The 18945-nt window shown below is 55.2% G+C and carries 18 protein-coding genes; 13 read left to right on the forward strand and 5 right to left on the reverse strand.

Going from position 1 to position 18945, the window contains the following annotated elements; all coding sequences use genetic code 11:
* Positions 1-20 precede the first annotated feature (20 nt).
* Positions 21-941, reverse strand: a complete 921-nt coding sequence (gene rlmF, locus V5P19_RS09800; protein WP_334402589.1) for a 23S rRNA (adenine(1618)-N(6))-methyltransferase RlmF — start codon at positions 939-941, stop codon at positions 21-23.
* A 242-nt stretch (positions 942-1183) separates the two neighbouring features.
* Here rlmF and mcbA point away from each other — a divergent pair, with 242 nt between their 5' ends.
* The 3 genes from mcbA to ybiJ all read left to right on the forward strand — a co-directional run bounded on the left by mcbA (position 1184) and on the right by ybiJ (position 2384).
* On the forward strand, positions 1184-1450 hold the full coding sequence (mcbA, locus tag V5P19_RS09805) for a DUF1471 family periplasmic protein McbA (protein ID WP_334402592.1): 267 nt from the start codon (positions 1184-1186) through the stop codon (positions 1448-1450).
* Between the two features lie 121 nt (positions 1451-1571).
* Complete coding sequence (locus tag V5P19_RS09810) at positions 1572-1838, forward strand: DksA/TraR family C4-type zinc finger protein (protein ID WP_334402594.1); 267 nt, start codon at positions 1572-1574, stop codon at positions 1836-1838.
* Positions 1839-2123: 285 nt separating this feature from the next.
* Positions 2124-2384 carry a DUF1471 family protein YbiJ gene (ybiJ, locus tag V5P19_RS09815; protein ID WP_334402596.1) on the forward strand — a complete coding sequence of 87 codons (261 nt, stop codon included), beginning with the start codon at positions 2124-2126 and terminating at the stop codon, positions 2382-2384.
* A gap of 117 nt (positions 2385-2501) precedes the next feature.
* On the opposite strand, the gene ybiB is transcribed toward ybiJ, so the two are convergent.
* The gene (gene ybiB / locus V5P19_RS09820; RefSeq protein ID WP_334402598.1) at positions 2502-3464 is read right to left on the reverse strand and encodes a DNA-binding protein YbiB; all 963 of its coding nucleotides are present in this window, start codon (positions 3462-3464) and stop codon (positions 2502-2504) included.
* A gap of 227 nt (positions 3465-3691) precedes the next feature.
* Between ybiB and V5P19_RS09825 the strand changes: the two genes are divergently transcribed.
* From V5P19_RS09825 to V5P19_RS09845, 5 genes are all read left to right on the forward strand, one after another.
* Positions 3692-4225 (forward strand): fimbrial protein, encoded by a 534-nt coding sequence (locus V5P19_RS09825; RefSeq protein WP_334402600.1) that lies wholly within the window; start codon positions 3692-3694, stop codon positions 4223-4225.
* A 61-nt stretch (positions 4226-4286) separates the two neighbouring features.
* Positions 4287-4961 carry a molecular chaperone gene (locus V5P19_RS09830; RefSeq protein WP_334402602.1) on the forward strand — a complete coding sequence of 225 codons (675 nt, stop codon included), beginning with the start codon at positions 4287-4289 and terminating at the stop codon, positions 4959-4961.
* 26 nt (positions 4962-4987) lie between these two features.
* Complete coding sequence (locus V5P19_RS09835; RefSeq protein WP_334402605.1) at positions 4988-7531, forward strand: fimbria/pilus outer membrane usher protein; 2544 nt, start codon at positions 4988-4990, stop codon at positions 7529-7531.
* Between the two features lie 20 nt (positions 7532-7551).
* Positions 7552-8529 carry a fimbrial protein gene (locus tag V5P19_RS09840; RefSeq protein WP_334402607.1) on the forward strand — a complete coding sequence of 326 codons (978 nt, stop codon included), beginning with the start codon at positions 7552-7554 and terminating at the stop codon, positions 8527-8529.
* A gap of 4 nt (positions 8530-8533) precedes the next feature.
* Entirely contained in the window at positions 8534-9037 is a 504-nt protein-coding gene (locus tag V5P19_RS09845) for a fimbrial protein (RefSeq protein WP_334402609.1), read from the forward strand.
* On the opposite strand, the gene dinG is transcribed toward V5P19_RS09845, so the two are convergent.
* Positions 9024-11201, reverse strand: a complete 2178-nt coding sequence (gene dinG / locus V5P19_RS09850) for an ATP-dependent DNA helicase DinG (RefSeq protein ID WP_334402611.1) — start codon at positions 11199-11201, stop codon at positions 9024-9026. The genes V5P19_RS09845 and dinG overlap by 14 nt on opposite strands.
* A gap of 97 nt (positions 11202-11298) precedes the next feature.
* Positions 11299-12687 carry an ATP-dependent RNA helicase RhlE gene (gene rhlE / locus V5P19_RS09855; protein ID WP_334402613.1) on the reverse strand — a complete coding sequence of 463 codons (1389 nt, stop codon included), beginning with the start codon at positions 12685-12687 and terminating at the stop codon, positions 11299-11301.
* A gap of 207 nt (positions 12688-12894) precedes the next feature.
* Between rhlE and cecR the strand changes: the two genes are divergently transcribed.
* The 5 genes from cecR to V5P19_RS09880 are packed head-to-tail and all read left to right on the forward strand — an operon-like array spanning position 12895 to position 18535.
* Entirely contained in the window at positions 12895-13572 is a 678-nt protein-coding gene (cecR, locus tag V5P19_RS09860; protein ID WP_334402616.1) for a transcriptional regulator CecR, read from the forward strand.
* On the forward strand, positions 13569-14564 hold the full coding sequence (gene hlyD, locus V5P19_RS09865) for a secretion protein HlyD (RefSeq protein ID WP_334402618.1): 996 nt from the start codon (positions 13569-13571) through the stop codon (positions 14562-14564). Before cecR ends, hlyD begins: the two co-directional genes overlap by 4 nt.
* On the forward strand, positions 14557-16296 hold the full coding sequence (locus V5P19_RS09870) for an ATP-binding cassette domain-containing protein (RefSeq protein WP_334402620.1): 1740 nt from the start codon (positions 14557-14559) through the stop codon (positions 16294-16296). Before hlyD ends, V5P19_RS09870 begins: the two co-directional genes overlap by 8 nt.
* Entirely contained in the window at positions 16286-17419 is a 1134-nt protein-coding gene (locus V5P19_RS09875) for an ABC transporter permease (protein WP_334402624.1), read from the forward strand. Before V5P19_RS09870 ends, V5P19_RS09875 begins: the two co-directional genes overlap by 11 nt.
* Before the next feature lie 9 nt (positions 17420-17428).
* Complete coding sequence (locus V5P19_RS09880) at positions 17429-18535, forward strand: ABC transporter permease (protein ID WP_334402626.1); 1107 nt, start codon at positions 17429-17431, stop codon at positions 18533-18535.
* On the opposite strand, the gene V5P19_RS09885 is transcribed toward V5P19_RS09880, so the two are convergent.
* A complete protein-coding gene (locus V5P19_RS09885) occupies positions 18497-18907 on the reverse strand; it encodes a YbhQ family protein (RefSeq protein ID WP_334402629.1) in 411 nt (136 codons plus the stop codon). The two genes, V5P19_RS09880 and V5P19_RS09885, sit on opposite strands and share 39 nt — an antisense overlap.
* Between the last annotated feature and the right edge of the window lie 38 nt (positions 18908-18945).

Consider the following 18945-nt stretch of genomic DNA (forward strand, 5'->3'; position numbering starts at 1 on the left):
GCGCCTGCCGGGCCTGCGGTTTATCTGACCGGCTTTTGACGCTTTACGTCGTCCATAAACGACCAGGCGATAAAGCGACTCTGCTTCTGGCCTTGCGCCATCTCTTTTTTCACCACTTTTACGGCGCCAACCTCGGTTAGGGCACGATACAGCGGCGGCAGATTATCACCACGAGACACCAGGGTTGAGAACCATTTAACCTGACGATCAAACGCTTTACTTTCCGCAATCATGCGCAGAATAAACGCCACTTCGCCGCCCTCGCACCACAGCTCGTGTTGCTGACCGCCAAAGTTCAGCGCAGCATCTTCAGCCTGGCCCAGGTTACGACGCTTACGCTCGCTCCCGGCACGCGCTGCGGCCGCAGAATCGTGGAACGGCGGGTTACACAGGGTGGCATCGTACTGCTCATTTTTGTGGATGATACCGTTGAAGATAGAGGCTTCGTCTTTTTGACGACGCAAGCGGATCGCCCTGCTTAAGCCCGGGTTTGCGTTAATAATCGCCTGCGCGCTGGAAAACGCCTCTGCACCAATTTCACTCCCGGTAAAGCGCCACTGATATTCATGGGCACCAATTAACGGATAAATCAGGTTCGCTCCGGTGCCAATATCCAGAATGGTCGCCTGCTTTGGAACCACGCCATTATTATCTTCAGCCAGTAAGTCTGCGAGATGATGGACGTAATCCGCGCGGCCAGGCACCGGTGGGCAGAGAAAACCTTCAGGGATGTCCCAGTGTGCCACACCATAGAAATGGGCCAGCAGCGCCTTGTTCAGCGTTTTGACAGCCTGAGGATCGGCAAAATTAACCGAGGGTTCACCGGCGGGCGTCTGGACGATAAAATGCTGTAACTCTGGACAGCTAAGGCACAGCACATCCATATCATAGCGGCTGCGGTGGCGATTTCGTGGGTGCAATCCCGGCTTTTGGGAAGTCATGGCGTTCTCCTTTAAACAGCGGCGTAAGATACCCTTTGCAGGCGCTACGGTAAATATCTCTCTTCGATGCTCAAAAAAACGTCACAAATCAACAACCTTTATGTCTATGATCTGTCAGCAAATTGTCAACTTTTATCGTTCAAAAAATAAGCAGATCATCATCAAATTTTTGCGCTAAATCACACTCCGTTAGCTTCTAAACTTAAGGGGTATGACCCGTTGTTCCTCCAGAGGATGTGATTATGAAGAAATATCTAGCCCTTGCTGTCTTTGCGGGTGCAGTCGCAACCGCCTCATTCTCAGCCTGGTCGGTTGAGCCCCTGACTAACGGCACAGATACAGGCCAGCTGCGTCCTGCCGGTACTGTGTCGGTTAGCCGTGCAAGCAACCTTGACGACCTACAGGATAAACTGGCTGAAAAAGCCCGCCAGGAAGGTGCAAAAGGATTTGTGGTGAACGCTGCCGGCGGGGATAACCACATGTATGGCACAGCCACCATCTACAAATAACCTTTCTTACGACCACCAGACTGCATCTGTCTGACAGATGCAGTTGATCTCCCCCGCCTTGACTGTACGATTTTTAACCCCATATTCATAGTAGGGTCCGACTATCTCTCAGGAGGGTGAAATGGCTTCCGGCTGGGCGAATGATGACGCCGTTAATGAACAGATCAACAGTACAATTGAAGATGCCGTTGCCCGCGCTCGCGGTGAAATTCCGCGCGGCGAAAGCCTGCATGATTGCGAGGAGTGCGGTGAGGCTATTCCTGAAGCGCGGCGTAAAGCCATTTCCGGCGTGCGGTTATGCATCACCTGCCAGCAGGATAAAGATTCAAAAAATGCTTCACATTCGGGATATAATCGTAGAGGATCGAAAGATAGCCAGTTACGTTGACTTTCCTTTACCTAAGATAACCGCGCAAGCGCTTTCCTTTACGCTCACGATTTTTTGACCCGCACGTTGCAAAATGTGCGCTTCGCTAACGCTCTGTAAAGTGAAGCGACAAGAAGTGTAAATCGGCACTTTGAATTTATTAATATTCAATAAGTTATTTGTCATTCAATTTTTTTGATTAACCACGTCAATTCTCTTCGATTTTATCTCGCGTAAAAAAACGTGATACTCATCACATCGACGGAACATCGTCTTCCTAACAACATTACCTGCGAGAGATTAACGATGAAAACCATTAAATATGCTGTTGCTGCTGTTGCCCTTACTGCTCTGTCTTTTGGCGCATTCGCCGCAGAGTCTGTTTCTTCTGCACAAGCACAAAACATGAACAAAATGGGTGTGGTAAGTGCTGACGGCGCAACCACCCTGGACGGTCTGGAAGCCAAACTGGCTGAGAAAGCGGCAGCTGCCGGTGCAAGCGGATACACCATCACCTCTGCAAACGGCAATAACAAGCTGAGCGGTACCGCGGTTATCTACAAATAACCAAACGAATTATGCTCCACCCTCGCCACCCCCTCTGGTGAGATGCTCCAACCCTCATTGACCCTGTTGTTGTTACCCTTTGTTTGCCCGTCCGCCACTGGACGGGCTTTTTTTTGCCTAAAACGTCTGCGCGACGCGCTCCAGTCCGGCATCCAGCGTCTCTACCTCACCTGTGGCCAGTAAGCAGCAGGCCATCTGCAGCTTAAGGGAATGCGGCACGGGCACATTCCCGGCAAGGCACTGTTCAATCCAGCGCGCGGTTGTCGGCGGATCTTTTGCCAGCGGCAGGTTCACATCACCGTTTTCTTCTCCGCGCTCAAGCACAACGCGCGTGCCGGAAGCATCAATCAGCGTTATCTGCGGGCAGCGCTGAGGATTTGCGTAAACTTCCCCTTCCGTCCCGTGCATCAGCAGCGCCCGCCCGCCAATCTCTGCAAAAAACGTCCCGACTCGCGATACGTATTCCGGGTGAGAGACGCTGGAAAGACGCAGTGCGGCATCTTCCGCAAAGGGGGTCGCCAGTTTTGCGAGCGTATGCGCACTATTGCGCACGCCCATGCGCCAGCGCATATCAAGCTGCTTTTCGAGCGGTGGACACAGCGCCTTCACCGGAATATAGACCGGCTGGTGCCCGTCCAGCTTCGCCTGCGCCTGCCCGGCATGCAGCGTTGGCTCAATGCCCAGCAGCTCGAAGATCGTTTCCGTCAACACGCGCGTGGGATCCTCACTCACGCCGTGCACCACTACCGGGAAGCCAAGCTTATGCAGCAAAATCGCCAGTAGCGGCGTGAGGTTAGCCTGCTTTCGCGCGCCGTTGTAGGAAGGGATAACAATTGGCATAGGTTTGGCGACGGGTGGCGTTAAGCGCAGCGTTTCCGCCTGCATCGCGTCATAAAAGCCGCGCATCTCCGCTTCGCCTTCACCTTTAATACGCAGCGCAATCAGAATACCGCCCATCTCAAGTTCGGGTACATCACCGTTGAGCATATGGGTATACAGCGCGCGAGCTGTCTCCTGATCAAGGTCGCGGGCATGGTTTTTACCCCGCCCTACCTCTTTGATAATTTTACGATAATCCACGACGTCTCTCCTTGCGGCTCTTTGCAAATACTATAGCCCTGTTAAATGTCGAGCGGGTAATCATTTTCCCGCCTTCCCTGACTGCGTGTGTATATCTTCTTAGAGAATAAAAATGGTCGGGAGTTAAATTGAACAAAAAATAGCTATCAGCGATAGTTCCTCTCGAATTAATCACCCCCAGTGATGATTAAAGCCACTTGTCACACAATTTCATTCAGAGGAACACAATGAAAAAATGTATTATTGCGGGTATCGCTGCCGGGATGGCATGTGCGTCCGTTTCTGTATTTGCTTCAGGCGGTGAAGGCCAAATCAATTTCACGGGTGAAATTATTGATTCAGCCTGCACCGTGGTGAATGGATTGAGTAACCCACTTGATGTTTCATTAGGTAAGGTATCGAAATCGGCATTTACAGGATCTGGATCGACCACATCAACCACCCGTTTTAGCATCCAACTTAAGGATTGTCCTGAAACGGTCACCAGCGCAGCGGTGACCTTTGGCGGTAATCCGGATGGTAACGACAGCGATGTCCTGGCTGTCACATCGGGTTCGGGCACTGCAACTGGTGTCGGCATTCAGTTACTCGATAAAACAGAAAGCCCGTTGAGCTTATATACGGCGTCTGCTGCGTATACGCTTACCTCGGGAACCACGACCAATGATTTGCAATTTGGTGCCCGTTATATTCAGACCGGTAGCAGCATTACGGCTGGTCCTGCAAATGCGGTATCCACATTCACGATCGTTTATAACTAATAAAACGGATATTAGTCATCTGCGTGGCTAATATCTGTTATCTCATTATTACGGTAACGCTATGCGCAAATGCCTCTTGGTCTCTTCATTATTATTTATTACCTCTTTCGCCCATGCGGGTATTACTATTGGCGGTACGCGCGTGGTATATCCGGAAAATAAAAAAGAATCCTCCATTGGTATCACTAACCCGGACAACCTCGATTACCTGGTCCAGTCCTGGGTCGAAACCGAAGATAACGTGCGCGAGAAAGCACCGTTTCTGATGACACCGCCTCTGTTCCGCCTTGATGCGAAACAGGATAACGTTCTGCGCATCATCCGCACCGGCGGTAACTTACCTGCAGATCGTGAATCATTATTCTGGCTAAATATTAAATCGATTCCTTCATCCAGCCGCAATGAGAATAGCAATACTCTGCAAATCGCGATCAAGACTCGAATTAAATTACTGTATCGCCCAGAGAGTATTACCGGTAAGCCAGAAGATGTCGCCTCACAATTAACCTGGCATACGCAGGGGAATCAACTGTTCGTCGATAACCCAACGCCGTTTTATATGAATTTCCAGGAAGTTAAGCTGGACGGTAAAAAAATCGATAACGTCACCTACGCCAGTCCTAAAAAAGAGACCCATTTTGCCCTGCCAGGCAATATCTCCGCACATACCGTTAGCTGGAAGATCATTAATGACTTCGGCGGTATCACTCAGTCATGGTCTGCACAGATTAAATAATCCTGCAATAAAGAACGGAATTCAGTATGGCCTGGGAATACACAACAAAACCGCCAAAGCAGCACGGACGCTCAATGCTTATTGCACTGGGCTGTACCCTGCTGGGTATTTGTGTACAAAAGGTTCTTGCCGAAGACTATTTTAACCCGGCGCTCCTGGATATTGATAATCCGCAGCAGGGAAAAACCGATCTCAGTATTTATGAGATTGGCCCAGGCCAGGCCCCGGGTAAATATCATGTCGATGTCTATGTAAACAATAATAAAGTGGCCAATAAAGAAATTGAATTTACGCTACAAAAAGACGCCAACGGGAAATCGAGCCTTCAGCCCTGTCTGAGTAGTGCACAGCTAAAAAGCTTTGGCATTCAAAGCGAAAAATTTACGCAGGATAAAAACGCGCAGTGTGTCGACCTGAGCGTCATCCCCTCGGCCAGCGCAACGTTCCACGTGAACCCGCAGCAATTGCTGCTCAGTATTCCTCAGTCTGCCATTACGCAGGTGCCGCGAGATTACGTCGACTCGCAGGAGTTCGACGAGGGCATTACCGCCTTACTGCTGAACTACAGCTTTACTGCCGGAGACAACCGCGGGAAAGGAGAAAATGGCGCCAATCAGCGCAGCGAGTTTCTCAATCTTCGTCCGGGGCTTAACCTCGGCGCGTGGCGCTTTCGCAACTATTCAACCTGGAGCAAGACCAGCAGCAATAGCGATACCCAAAGCGATTTCTCCTCGGTGTATACCTACGCCCAACGCGATATCGCGCCTTTAGGTGGAGAGCTGACCTTCGGACAAAGCTCGTCGCCTTCTGATGTGTTCGACAGCATTTCCTACACTGGCGCGCAGCTTGCTTCGGATGACGACATGCTGCCGGACAGCATGAAAGGTTTTGCACCTGTGATACGCGGCACCGCGCACAGCAACGCGCAGGTTATTGCGCGTCAAAATGGGTATGTGATTTACCAGAATTATGTCGCCCCCGGCCCGTTCGAGATTAACGATCTCTACCCTACTGGCGGCAGCGGCGATTTAGACGTCACCGTGAAAGAGACGGACGGCAGCGAGCAGCATTTCGTGGTGCCCTACGCCTCCGTACCGGTGCTGCAGCGCGAAGGCCGCCTCAAGTATAGCCTGACGGCCGGGCGTTATCGGAGCTACGATAATGACGTTAAAAAAACGCCCTTCATGCAAGGTACCGCCATCTACGGGCTGCCTAATGGTTTTACGGCCTACGGCGGTATTCAGGCCAGCCAGTATTATGATGCGCTGGCGCTCGGGGTAGGTAAAAACATTGGCGATTTCGGTGCCTTCTCCGTTGACGTGACCAACGCTAAATCGCAAATGCAGGCTCGGGACACAACCCAGGGGCAATCGTGGCGCGTTCGCTATAGCAAAGATTTCGCCACCACGGGAACCCATTTTGCGATTGCCGGTTATCGCTATAACAGCAAAGGGTTTTATACCCTACAGGACACCCTGGATTCGCACACGCATAATGATGACTGGGAAGCGCCCGATACCCGCCGCAGCCGTGAAGAAGCCACCCTCGATCAGTCTCTGGGCAATGTTTTCGGTTCCTTGACCTTAAGCCTGGTGAAAGAGGACTACTGGAACACCAATCAAAGCATGACCTCCATGAATTTGGGCTATACCAACTCGTGGCACGGCATCAGCTATGGCCTGAGCTACGGCCTCGATAAAAATACCCGTGACGGTAGCGACAGCGATAACGAAAAAACCAGCGAGCAGACCATCGCCTTCAACGTCTCGGTGCCTCTGGATCGCTGGCTCAGCAATACCTGGGCCAACTATAGCCTTAACACCTCTAAACACGACACCACGCAAAGCGTGGGCCTGAACGGAACGGCGCTGGCAGGCAACAACCTCAGTTGGGGCGTGCAGCAAGGACATAGCCAGAGCAGCGGATACAGCACGAATTTGAATGCCGATTACAAAGGCACCTACGGGGAAGTGAATGCCGGATACTCGCAGGACAACACCCAGCAGCAGGTTAACGTCGGCCTGCAGGGCAGCGCGCTCGTCCACGCTCACGGCATCACCCTCGGACAGCCAATGGGCGAAACCGTGTCGTTGGTTGAGGCACCGGGTGCAAGCGGCACCCGCATCACCAACCAGACCGGGGTGAGTACCGATTTTCGCGGCTACGCCATCGTGCCCTACGTCTCGCCCTATCGCCACAACACGCTCGCCCTGAATACCGAAACCTTGCCGGGTAACGCCGACATAGACCAGGCGGCAAAAACCGTCACGCCCACACGCGGAGCGGTAGTGCGCGCGCGTTACGCTACCCATGTGGGCAGCCGCGTCCTGATGACCTTGCAGCGCGCCGACGGACGTCCAATCCCGTTTGGCGCAACCGCTTCGCAAGCGCATGAAGATGGTGAATTTATCGTTGGCGACGGTGGAGAGGTCTATCTGACCGGGATGCATGCTAATGGAACGGTCACTGTCAGCTGGGGCAAAGAAGCGAACAGCCGCTGCTCCGCCTCATATCACCTGCCGTCGGCGAGTGATGACCACATCATTAACGTCACCGCCCAGTGCGTCTGACCACCACACAAGAGAGCGGCATGAATACCTTACGCTATCCATTTTTACTGATTTTACTCTCGGCAGGCGCCCTGTTTATGCCTCAGGCTGAGGCCGCAAGCTGTAGCACCAGCGATCTGCCCTACACCATGAATGCAGGGAATCTAGCCGTTTCATCAAGCCTCTCCGTCGGAAGCGTCATACCCGGCTCAACGCAGACGCATAGCGTGAAAGGCACGTGCACCGATGTGCCAGCCAATACCGCCATCACCGCCTGCTACACCGGTTCAGGTTCAGAAGTGCCAGGCTACCCTGGCGTATATGAAACGGGGATTGCCGGCGTAGGCATAGAAGTGTTGAACCGCAACGGGCAGGTGATAAGAGGGACATCCAGCAGCTGTGACTCCTCTTCTTCCCCAATGGGGGCCATAGAGGGTAGCGGCAACCTGAACTTCACCTACGCGGTGCAGTTAGTGAAAACGGCGACGCAGGTGAACAGCGGTTCGCTGACGCAAGCAAAAACGCGATTTGGCTTTGCCGTGGTAAACGGCACGGCGCTGGCTACAAGCAATACCAGTACCTACAGCGCCACGATAGCCGCCACGGCCACCACCTGCGCTATCGACCCGCTGAGTCTGACCGTCACGCTGGGCGACTTTCCGGTGAGTCAGTTCACAAACGTGGGGAGCCATACTGGCTGGAAGTCATTCAACATCAATGCCACCTGTGACAGTAGCGCCAGACTAACGGCAACCGTCACCAGCGCTAACGGCGTGAATGGCCACTATGCTGATGTCATCAACCTCACGCCAGGAAGCGACAGCGCAAACGGCGTTGGCGTCAGGATGCTGATTGACGGGGTTGACCTGAAATACGATTACCCAATCCCTATTGGCGCACCGTTAGAAGCCAATATCCCGATGGCGATCCCTTTTTCTGTGCAGTATTACCAAACCGATGCCGTCGTTACGGCGGGAAAGGCCAACACCATCATGACTATCGATATGGAATATGAATAACCCCATGCAACGAATACTGATATGCATACTGCTGATGGCCTGCGGACTCGCGCATGCGACCAACGTGACGCTAAATATCCAAGGCAATATTTATGACACTACCTGTCAGGTAGACAGTGCCAGCCAGAATATGGTCGTGAATTTAGGGCAGGCAATTTCAGGCGATTTTAAATCAGTGGGGGATACCGGCTCCTGGGTCAATTTCGATTTGAAGCTGTCAAACTGTCCGCCTACGCTCTCGCTCGCCACCATCACCGTTGACGGCCAGCGCGATACGCTTCACCCCTTCAAATTCGCCAATACGGGAACAGCAACAGGCGTGGCGTTAGAGTTGGCAGACCGTACAGATACGATCGTCCTTGCGCCACAGGCGAGCTTTAACGCTGTGATTGATACCCAAACCCACACGGCAGATTTCCCGATGGCCGCGCGCTACTACGCCACCTCCATGCCGGTCACGGCGGGCACCTTCAGCAGCGTTGTGCAGGCCACTTTTACTTACCAGTAGGACCGCGTCCCTTAGTACGGAGGCTTTTTTTACGCCCAGCGGCCAGTTTTGCCGGGCGTTTTTTCACTTCTGGCACTTCTGGCTGTTCAATCGGGAACACCGGCAGCGCATTCAGCAACCGCTGGCCGTAATTCTTGGTCAGCAGACGTTTATCATAAATGACAATCTCGCCCCAGCAGCCGTGGCTACGAATCAAACGTCCAACCTGTTGAATCAGGTTAAACGACGCAGCAGGCAAACTCTGCACCTCAAACGGATAGCGATTCAGGCTTTTTAGCCACTCCCCTTCGGTGATCACCACCGGGCTGTCGATCGGCGGGAAGGCAATTTTATGGATATGCACCTGCGTGAGGTAATCCCCTTTCAGATCCAGACCTTCCGCAAACGACTGTAGCCCCACCAGCACGCTGCGCTCGCCGCTGTCGATACGTTTACGATGCAGCTCCACCAGCCGATACCGCGGCTGATCGCCCTGCACCAGCAGCAATAAACGCAGATCGGTTACATGCTCCAGAAAACGCTGCATCGCGCGCCCGCTGGCAAACAGCACCAGCATGCCGGGATATTTTTTACTCTCTAGCTGCTCCCGGAAATAGGCCGCCATTTCAGCAATGTGCTGCTCTTCGTTTTCCATCAGCGGCTCATACTTCATCCGCGGGATCACCAGCTTGCCCTGCTCGCAGTGGTTAAACGGTGAGTCAAGGGAGACGAAACGATCCCCGGCTTTATCCCTCAGGCCGCTCATCTCCTGTAGCCTTGAGAAACTGTTCAGGGATCGCAACGTGGCAGACGTCACCACCACGTGCGGCACGCTGCGCCAGATCAGCTTTTCTAACTGGTCAGCGACGCGAATCCCCACGCAGTGGAAGAACAAGTGCACCTGCCCATCCTTCACTTCACGGGTCGCCCATTTGGTCACCGGCGCGCCGGAAGCCTGCGCCATGGACGCCAGACGCCAGAGCTTGCTTTGCGATTCAAACATGCCCAGCGCGCGGTTCATTTGCAGCAGGATACGGTGCAGACGCACCACGTCATGAGCGCCGGTTTTTTCACTGAGATCGTTTAAGAACATCTCCGCCAGCCCGCGCAACTTTTCGAGAAGCTTCGCCAGCTGCTGGCATATTTCCATCACCTCGCCCGGCAGTTCCCCCATCGCGAATCGGTGTTCTGCCTCCTGAGTGGCAGGAAGATAGAGATTCAGAATGTTATTCAGCGACGAAATGAGACTATAGACTTCTTCGCAGTGCTCGCTCAGGCGCTCGGGCACGGCCAGCGGCGGTGGCGTTTTCGGGCGGAATTGATCCATGCAGGTCGCCACCAGCTTGCAGAACAGATCCAGCTGCAGGCGGAACCACGGGGCGGTAATTTCCGCGCTCATCTCCAGCGCATCCCGCGCCACGTCGGGTAGATGATGTCCTTCATCCAGCACCAGCAGCAGGTTTTTAGGCTCAGGAAGTACGGCCTCGCTCTCCAGCGCCGCCATCACCAGCGCATGGTTGGCGACGACCACTTCGGCTTCCTGAATTTCACGCCGCGCGACGAAAAACGGACACTCGCGATAGTAGTGGCAGTTGCGGTTCAGGCAGCTCGCTTTGTCGGTGCTGAGCCTGCGCCACAGGTCATCGCTGATTGCGTGACCGGTGTGATCGCGCAGGCCATCCCATTTGTAGCCGTCGAGATCGACCTTTAGCTTCGCGCACTGCTCCTGCTCGGCCTTATTATTGGGCGTCAGTTCATCATCCAGAAAGGCCAGCAGATCCTGCTGAGTGGGTTCACTGCTGGCAAGCGCCGCCAGGTTGCGCGGGCAGACGTAACGCCCGCGACCAAAGGCCGCCGTAAACCGCAGGTCGGGGATGATTTTGCGCAGCAGCGGCAGGTCTTTGCTGAAGATTTGATCCTGCAGCGCCACGTTCGCGGTGCTGACCACCAGCGTCTTTTGTTCTTCCCGCGCAATGGCAATGCCCGGGATCAGGTACGAAAGGGTTTTACCGACGCCCGTTGGCGCTTCAATCGCCAGATGTCGCCCGTCGTCCCCGGCAAGCGTTTTAGCCACGTCGGCAATCATCTGCCGCTGCGGCGCTCGGGGGATAAAGTCGGGGATCTGCTGTTGCAGTGCCTTATACCAGGCACCAATTTGCGCTTTGAGCGCTGCGGTTAAAGCCATCGGAAAACCTGAAATACTGTATAAACAGCCACTATTGTGGCACTTTCTTTGGGTTGTCGCAAAAAGAAAAGCCCGGCTTTACGACCGGGCTTCCAGATTACTGCGCGCTGGCAGGTTTACGCGGGCGGCGTCGGCGTTGGCCTTCCCCTGCCGGTTTCCCTTCGCCGCTGCGCCACGGGTTTTCACCCGCCGGTTTTGCGTCGTTGTTACGACGCGGCGGTTTGCCTGATAATTTTGGCGCGCCACCTTCAGCACGACGCGGTTGCTGACCGCGGCCGCCGCCTCCTTGACCACGACCACCGCCGCCGCCCTGACGGCCGTTCTGAATCGGCTCGGCTTTGATGGACGGATCCACTTCATAGCCCGGGACTTCGATGCGTGGGATCTCTTTTTTCAGCAGACGTTCGATATCGCGCAGCAGTTTGTGTTCATCCACACAGACCAGTGAAAGCGCTTCACCGGTGGCCGCCGCGCGACCGGTACGGCCGATACGGTGAACATAGTCTTCCGGCACGTTTGGCAGCTCGTAGTTCACTACGTGCGGCAGCTCTTCAATGTCCAGGCCACGCGCAGCAATGTCGGTTGCCACCAGCACGCGGATATCACCGGACTTGAATTCAGCCAGCGCGCGGGTACGTGCGCCCTGGCTCTTGTTGCCGTGGATGGCCGCACTGCGGATGCCGTCTTTATTCAGCTGTTCCGCCAGATGGTTAGCGCCATGCTTAGTACGGGTAAAGACCAGCACCTGCTGCCAGTTGCCCTGTCCAATCATGTGGGAGAGCAGTTCCCGCTTACGCTTCTTATCAACGAAGTGCACGTGCTGCGTCACTTGCTCGGACGCGGTGTTGCGGCGCGCCACTTCCACTTCCAGCGGGTTATGCAGCAGCTTTTCAGCAAGCGCCTTGATCTCGTCAGAGAAGGTCGCGGAGAACAGCAGGTTCTGGCGACGTGACGGCAGCTTCGCCAGCACGCGGCGAATATCATGGATAAAGCCCATATCCAGCATACGGTCGGCTTCGTCCAGCACCAGGATTTCAACCTGATCCAGCTTAACCGCGTTCTGATGTTCCAGGTCCAGCAAGCGTCCCGGGGTAGCAACCAAAACGTCGACGCCGCTGCGCAGCTTCATCATCTGCGGGTTGATGCTGACCCCGCCGAAGACCACCAGAGAGCGAATGTTGAGATAGCGGCTGTACTCACGCACGTTCTCGCCAATCTGCGCTGCCAGCTCACGGGTTGGGGTCAGGATCAGCGCACGGACCGGACGACGGCCTTTCGCATGCGGCTGGTTTTTTACCAGCAGCTCTAACAGCGGCAGCGTAAAGCCCGCGGTTTTACCGGTGCCGGTCTGGGCGCTAGCCATCAGGTCACGGCCCTGCAGGACAGCGGGGATCGCCTGCTGCTGGATTGGGGTTGGCTCAACGTAGCCCTGTTCTGCGATCGCACGCAGAATTTCTGGGTTCAGGCCAAGGGAATCAAAAGACATAAAAACTCCGAACCGCCCCGACCATCACAGGTGTAGTTTTCAGGGAGATATAACGAATAGGGGAGGACAAAAACCACAATGTCGCGAAGCAGCGGAGTGTAGCAGCTTTTGTGACGTGGCGCATAAAATATCCCTCAGTCATCCCTCGACGAACGCGTGAATGAAGCATAATCTTAATCAATCGATTGATTAATTTTTAGAGCTGCCATGAATACCATCCCAACCACGTCTAAAGGAGAACAGGCAAAAAGCCAGCTTATTGCCGCTGCGCTGGCGCAGTTTGGCGAGTATGGGCTGCATGCCACCACGCGGGACATCGCCGCACAGGCCGGGCAAAACATTGCGGCCATCACTTACTATTTTGGCTCAAAAGAAGATTTATATCTCGCGTGTGCACAGTGGATTGCGGATTTTATTGGCACGAATTTTCGCCCACACGTTGAAGAGGCCACTGCCCTGTTAAGCCAGCCGTCACCTGACAGGACCGAAATCCGCCAGCTAATCCTCAACGCCTGCCACAATATGATCCGTCTGCTGACGCACGACGATACGCTGAACCTGAGCAAGTTTATCTCTCGCGAGCAGCTCTCCCCCACTGCCGCCTACCAGCTGGTGCACGATCAGGTGATTGACCCGATGCATACCCACCTGACCCGGCTTATCGCTGCCTATACCGGGCGCGAGGGAAACGACACGGAAAGTATTTTGCATACCCATGCCCTGCTGGGTGAAGTGCTCGCCTTCCGTCTGGGCCGGGAAACCATCCTGTTACGCACCGGCTGGACACAATTCGATGAGGATAAAGCCGCGCAAATTAGCCAGGTCATCACCTGTCACGTTGATTTGATCCTGCAAGGCTTAACGCAAAGGAGCCTGAAGTCATGAAAAAACCTGTCGCCATCGTTCTGGTGGTTGTTGTGTTGCTTGCTGCGGGAATCGGCGGCTGGCTGTGGTATCAAAGCCATCAGGACAAAGGCCTGACGCTGTACGGCAACGTTGATATTCGTACCGTTAATATGAGCTTCCGCGTCGGCGGCCGTCTGGCATCGCTGACCGTAGACGAAGGCGATGCTATTAAAACCGGGCAGACGCTGGGGATGCTGGATAAAGCTCCGTATGAGAACGCGCTCATGCAGGCCAAGGCCGGCGTTTCCGTTGCACAGGCGCAGTATGACCTGATGCGTGCGGGCTACCGCGACGAAGAGATCGCGCAGGCAGCCGCCGCGGTTAAACAGGCAAAAGCAGCCTATGACTATGCGCAGAATTTCTATAATCGCCAACAGGGATTGTGGAAAAGCCGCACCCTATCCGCGAACGACCTGGAAAATGCGCGTTCATCGCGTGACCAGGCCCAGGCGACGCTGAAATCGGCACAGGATAAATTAAGCCAGTATCGCACCGGTAACCGCCCGCAGGACATTGCGCAGGCAAAAGCCAGCCTTGAACAGGCGCAGGCGCAGCTGGCGCAGGCGGAGCTGGATCTGCATGACACCACGCTGATTGCGCCGTCTGACGGCACGCTGATGACCCGCGCCGTGGAGCCGGGCACCATGTTAAGCGCGGGCAGTACCGTTCTCACGCTCTCCCTGACCCGTCCGGTGTGGGTACGCGCCTACATCGACGAACCCAATCTTGGCCAGATGCAGCCCGGTCGTGAGCTGTTGCTCTATACCGACGGCCGCCCGGACAAGCCGTATCACGGCAAAGTGGGCTTTGTATCTCCGACCGCCGAATTCACCCCCAAAACGGTTGAAACGCCGGATCTGCGTACCGACCTGGTTTACCGCCTGCGCATCATCGTGACCGATGCGGACGACGCGCTGCGTCAGGGCATGCCGGTTACCGTCACCGTCAGCAATGGGGAACGACATGAATGATGCGGTTATCCAGCTCACCAATTTGGTAAAACGCTTTTCGGGGATGGACAAACCCGCCGTCGCCCCGCTGAACTGTACCATTCAGAAAGGCTACGTGACCGGGCTGGTTGGCCCGGACGGCGCGGGTAAAACCACGCTGATGCGAATGCTGGCAGGCTTGCTCAAGCCAGATGAAGGCACTGCCAGCGTGCTTGGCCTCGATCCCATCAAAGACGACGGCGCGCTGCACGCCATGCTCGGCTACATGCCGCAGAAGTTTGGCCTGTATGAAGATCTGACGGTAATGGAGAACCTGAATCTGTATGCCGATCTGCGCAGCGTCACCGGCGAAACCCGCCAGCAAACCTTCGCGCGTTTGCTGGCGTTCACCTCGCTTGGCCCCTTCACCAACCGGCTGGCGGGCAAGCTCTCAGGCGGGATGAAGCAGAAGCTGGGGTTGGCCTGTACGCTGGTCGGCGAGCCAAACGTGCTGCTGCTGGATGAACCCGGCGTCGGCGTTGACCCCATTTCGCGCCGCGAACTGTGGCAGATGGTGCACGAGCTTGCGGGTGACGGGATGCTGATCCTCTGGAGCACCTCCTACCTCGACGAGGCAGAACAGTGCCGCGACGTGTTGCTGATGAACGAGGGCGAACTGCTCTATCAGGGTGAACCGACCAAATTGACGCAAAGCATGGCCGGGCGCAGCTTTCTGCTCCACAGCCCGCAGGAGTCCAACCGCAAGCTCTTGCAGCGCGTGCTGAAGCTTCCGCAGGTCAGTGACGGCATGATTCAGGGGCGTTCGGTGCGGGTTATCCTTAAAAAAGAGGCCAACCTCGATGACATCCGTCGCACACCCGGCATGCCTGAGATTGAGATGCAAGAGACCGCGCCCCGTTTTGAAGATGCGTTTATCGACCTGCTGGGCGGCGCGGGCACCTCGGAATCTCCGCTGGCGGCCATTCTGCACACGGTAGAAGGCACGCCGGGCGAAACGGTGATTGAAGCAAAATCCCTGACCAAAAAGTTTGGTGATTTCGCCGCGACCGATAACGTCAACTTCGCCGTGAAGCGCGGTGAGATATTTGGCCTGCTCGGGCCGAACGGTGCGGGGAAATCCACCACCTTTAAAATGATGTGCGGCCTGCTGGTGCCCACCTCCGGCAAAGCGCTGGTGCTGGATATGGATCTGAAGGTCAGTTCCGGCAAAGCGCGTCAGCATCTGGGCTATATGGCGCAAAAATTCTCGCTGTACGGCAACCTGACGGTCGAGCAGAACCTGCGCTTTTTCTCCGGCGTCTACGGCCTTCGCGGGCGGGCCCAGAACGAGAAAATCAGCCGCATGAGCGACGCGTTCGGCTTAACCGCAATTGCGTCCCACGCCACCGATGAACTGCCGCTCGGCTTTAAGCAGCGCCTGGCGCTGGCCTGCTCGCTGATGCACGAGCCCGATATTCTGTTTCTGGATGAACCCACGTCGGGCGTTGATCCCCTCACCCGTCGTGAGTTCTGGCTGCATATCAACAGCATGGTGGAAAAAGGGGTGACGGTGATGGTGACCACCCACTTTATGGACGAGGCAGAGTATTGCGATCGTATCGGCCTGGTTTATCGCGGCAAGCTGATTGCCCACGGCACGCCGGATGACCTGAAAGAGCAGGCCGCTGACGAAGAGGTTCCGGACCCGACCATGGAGCAGGCCTTTATCACCCTCATCCACGACTGGGATAAGGAGAATGCGCATGCGAAATAGTGTCATCTCGTGGCGCCGGGTGCGCGCGCTGTGTATCAAAGAGACGCGCCAGATCGTGCGCGACCCCAGCAGCTGGTTGATTGCCGTGGTGATCCCCCTTCTGCTGCTGTTTATCTTCGGCTACGGGATTAACCTCGACTCCAGCAAGCTCAGGATAGGCATTTTGCTGGAACAGCAGAGCGAAGAGGCGCTGGACTTTACCCATGCGATGACCGGCTCGCCTTACATTGATGCCACTATCAGCGACAACCGGCAGGCGCTGATTCAAAAAATGCAGGCCGGGCAAATTCGCGGGCTGGTGGTGATCCCGGTAGATTTCGCGGCCAATATGGCGCGTGCTGAAACCGATGCCCCCCTTCAGGTCATCACAGACGGCAGCGAGCCTAACACAGCAAACTTTGTCCAGGGCTACGTAGAAGGCATTTGGCAGCTCTGGCAAATGCAGCGAGCGGATGATCGGGGAGAAACGTTCGAGCCGCTGATCGACGTTCAAACGCGCTACTGGTTCAACCCTGCGGCCATCAGCCAGCATTTTATTATTCCGGGCGCGGTAACCATCATCATGACGGTGATTGGCGCAATCCTGACCTCGCTGGTGATTGCCCGCGAGTGGGAGCGCGGCACCATGGAGGCGCTGCTCTCTACCGAAGTGACGCGCGTTGAGCTGTTGCTCTGCAAGCTGATCCCCTATTACTTCCTCGGCATGCTGGCCATGCTGCTGTGTATGCTGGTGTCGGTGTTTATCCTTGGCGTTCCTTACCGTGGCTCGCTGCTGGTGCTGTTCTTTATCACCAGCCTGTTTCTGCTGAGCACGCTGGGTATGGGGCTGCTTATCTCCACCATTACCCGAAACCAGTTTAACGCTGCTCAGGTCGCGCTTAACGCCGCCTTTTTACCCTCGATCATGCTCTCCGGGTTTATCTTCCAGATCGACAGCATGCCCGCGGTGATCCGCGCCGTAACGTACATTATTCCGGCACGGTATTTTGTGAGCACGCTGCAAAGCCTCTTTCTTGCGGGGAATATTCCGGTGGTGCTGATCGTCAATACCCTGTTTTTGATGGCGTCGGCGGTGATGTTTATTGGGTTGACGTGGATGAAGACCAAACGGCGGTTAGATTAAGGAGCGCACATGTTTCACCGTTTATGGACATTGATACGCAAGGAGTTGCAATCGCTGCTGCGCGAACCGCAAACCCGCGCCATTCTGGTATTGCCGGTGCTGATCCAGGTGCTGCTGTTCCCGTTTGCCGCCACGCTTGAGGTGACCAACGCCACCATTGCCATCTATAACGAAGACAACGGCAAGCATTCCGTCGAACTGACGCAGCGTTTTGCCCGCGCAAAGGCCTTTACCCACATTTTGCTGCTGAAAAGCCCGCAGGCGATCCAGCCCACCATCGACACGCAAAAGGCGCTGCTGCTGGTGCGCTTTCCGGCAGATTTTTCCCGTAATCTGGACACCTTCCAGACCGCGCCCATGCAGCTGATCCTTGACGGACGTAACTCTAACAGCGCGCAGATCGCGGCCAACTACCTGCAACAGGTAGTGAAGGATTATCAGCAGGAGCTGATGGAGGGCAAACCTAAGCCCAACAACAGCGAGCTGGTGGTGCGGAACTGGTACAACCCGAATCTGGACTACAAATGGTTTGTGGTGCCGTCGCTGATCGCCATGATCACCACCATCGGCGTTATGATCGTCACCTCGCTGTCGGTGGCGCGGGAGCGCGAACAAGGCACGCTCGATCAGCTTCTGGTCTCCCCGCTCGCCACCTGGCAGATTTTCGTCGGCAAGGCGGTTCCGGCACTCATTGTCGCCTCCTTCCAGGCCACCATCGTCCTGGGGATAGGGATTTGGGCCTATCAGATCCCCTTTGCCGGATCGCTGGCGCTGTTTTATTTCACGATGGTGATTTACGGATTATCGCTGGTCGGCTTCGGGCTGCTAATCTCGGCGCTCTGCTCCACGCAACAGCAGGCGTTTATCGGGGTATTTGTGTTTATGATGCCGGCAATTTTGCTCTCGGGATATGTTTCACCCGTGGAGAACATGCCGGTGTGGTTACAGGATCTGACATGGATAAACCCGATTCGTCACTTTACGGATATCACCAAGCAAATCTATCTGAAGGATGCGAGTCTGGATATTGTCTGGGGAAGTTTGTGGCCGCTACTGGTCATCGCGGCCACGACAGGGTCAGTGGCCTACGCGATGTTTAGACGCAACATTGCGTAGTTTTTTCTCTTTGGTTAGCAACGAGACAACCGCAGGCCCTGCAAGAATGACCAAACCGGCCAGGGCCAGCAGCAGGTTATTTTGCAGCACGCGTGACAACAGCCACAGAACGATCATCGCTGCACCAAAATACCAGGTGGTGGTGAGCTCTTCGAGCACATCACCCACCTCACGCCAGCGCGCTTCATGATGGCGCTGTAAGAACAACATCGCCAGTACGGTGACGCCGTAGAGGACACACAGCCCTAAGCCGACACGCACCAGCGTACCGCTCATCCAGCCCATCACCAGTACGGCCACGACCAGTAAATGCAACATTATCTGCCAGCAACTAAGACCCGTTGCGACACGAACACGTTGTTGCCACTTCATGGCTTCTCTCCTGAAGGATTTTTATCTGCTAGTTCAGA

Source organism: Enterobacter sp. UNJFSC 003 (genome assembly GCF_036903355.1).
Lineage (GTDB): Bacteria > Pseudomonadota > Gammaproteobacteria > Enterobacterales > Enterobacteriaceae > Enterobacter.

Excerpts from the sequence above, each read along its gene's own strand:
- V5P19_RS09875 (WP_334402624.1), top strand. The coding sequence starts at position 16,286 with ATGCGAAATAGTGTCATCTCGTGGCGCCGGGTGCGCGCGCTGTGTATC.
- ybiJ (WP_334402596.1), top strand. The coding sequence starts at position 2,124 with ATGAAAACCATTAAATATGCTGTTGCTGCTGTTGCCCTTACTGCTCTG.
- V5P19_RS09835 (WP_334402605.1), top strand. The coding sequence starts at position 4,988 with ATGGCCTGGGAATACACAACAAAACCGCCAAAGCAGCACGGACGCTCA.
- hlyD (WP_334402618.1), top strand. The coding sequence starts at position 13,569 with ATGAAAAAACCTGTCGCCATCGTTCTGGTGGTTGTTGTGTTGCTTGCT.
- cecR (WP_334402616.1), top strand. The coding sequence starts at position 12,895 with ATGAATACCATCCCAACCACGTCTAAAGGAGAACAGGCAAAAAGCCAG.
- rhlE (WP_334402613.1), bottom strand. The coding sequence starts at position 12,687 with ATGTCTTTTGATTCCCTTGGCCTGAACCCAGAAATTCTGCGTGCGATC.
- V5P19_RS09810 (WP_334402594.1), top strand. The coding sequence starts at position 1,572 with ATGGCTTCCGGCTGGGCGAATGATGACGCCGTTAATGAACAGATCAAC.
- V5P19_RS09885 (WP_334402629.1), bottom strand. The coding sequence starts at position 18,907 with ATGAAGTGGCAACAACGTGTTCGTGTCGCAACGGGTCTTAGTTGCTGG.
- mcbA (WP_334402592.1), top strand. The coding sequence starts at position 1,184 with ATGAAGAAATATCTAGCCCTTGCTGTCTTTGCGGGTGCAGTCGCAACC.
- V5P19_RS09830 (WP_334402602.1), top strand. The coding sequence starts at position 4,287 with ATGCGCAAATGCCTCTTGGTCTCTTCATTATTATTTATTACCTCTTTC.
- dinG (WP_334402611.1), bottom strand. The coding sequence starts at position 11,201 with ATGGCTTTAACCGCAGCGCTCAAAGCGCAAATTGGTGCCTGGTATAAG.
- V5P19_RS09825 (WP_334402600.1), top strand. The coding sequence starts at position 3,692 with ATGAAAAAATGTATTATTGCGGGTATCGCTGCCGGGATGGCATGTGCG.
- rlmF (WP_334402589.1), bottom strand. The coding sequence starts at position 941 with ATGACTTCCCAAAAGCCGGGATTGCACCCACGAAATCGCCACCGCAGC.
- V5P19_RS09840 (WP_334402607.1), top strand. The coding sequence starts at position 7,552 with ATGAATACCTTACGCTATCCATTTTTACTGATTTTACTCTCGGCAGGC.
- V5P19_RS09845 (WP_334402609.1), top strand. The coding sequence starts at position 8,534 with ATGCAACGAATACTGATATGCATACTGCTGATGGCCTGCGGACTCGCG.
- V5P19_RS09880 (WP_334402626.1), top strand. The coding sequence starts at position 17,429 with ATGTTTCACCGTTTATGGACATTGATACGCAAGGAGTTGCAATCGCTG.
- V5P19_RS09870 (WP_334402620.1), top strand. The coding sequence starts at position 14,557 with ATGAATGATGCGGTTATCCAGCTCACCAATTTGGTAAAACGCTTTTCG.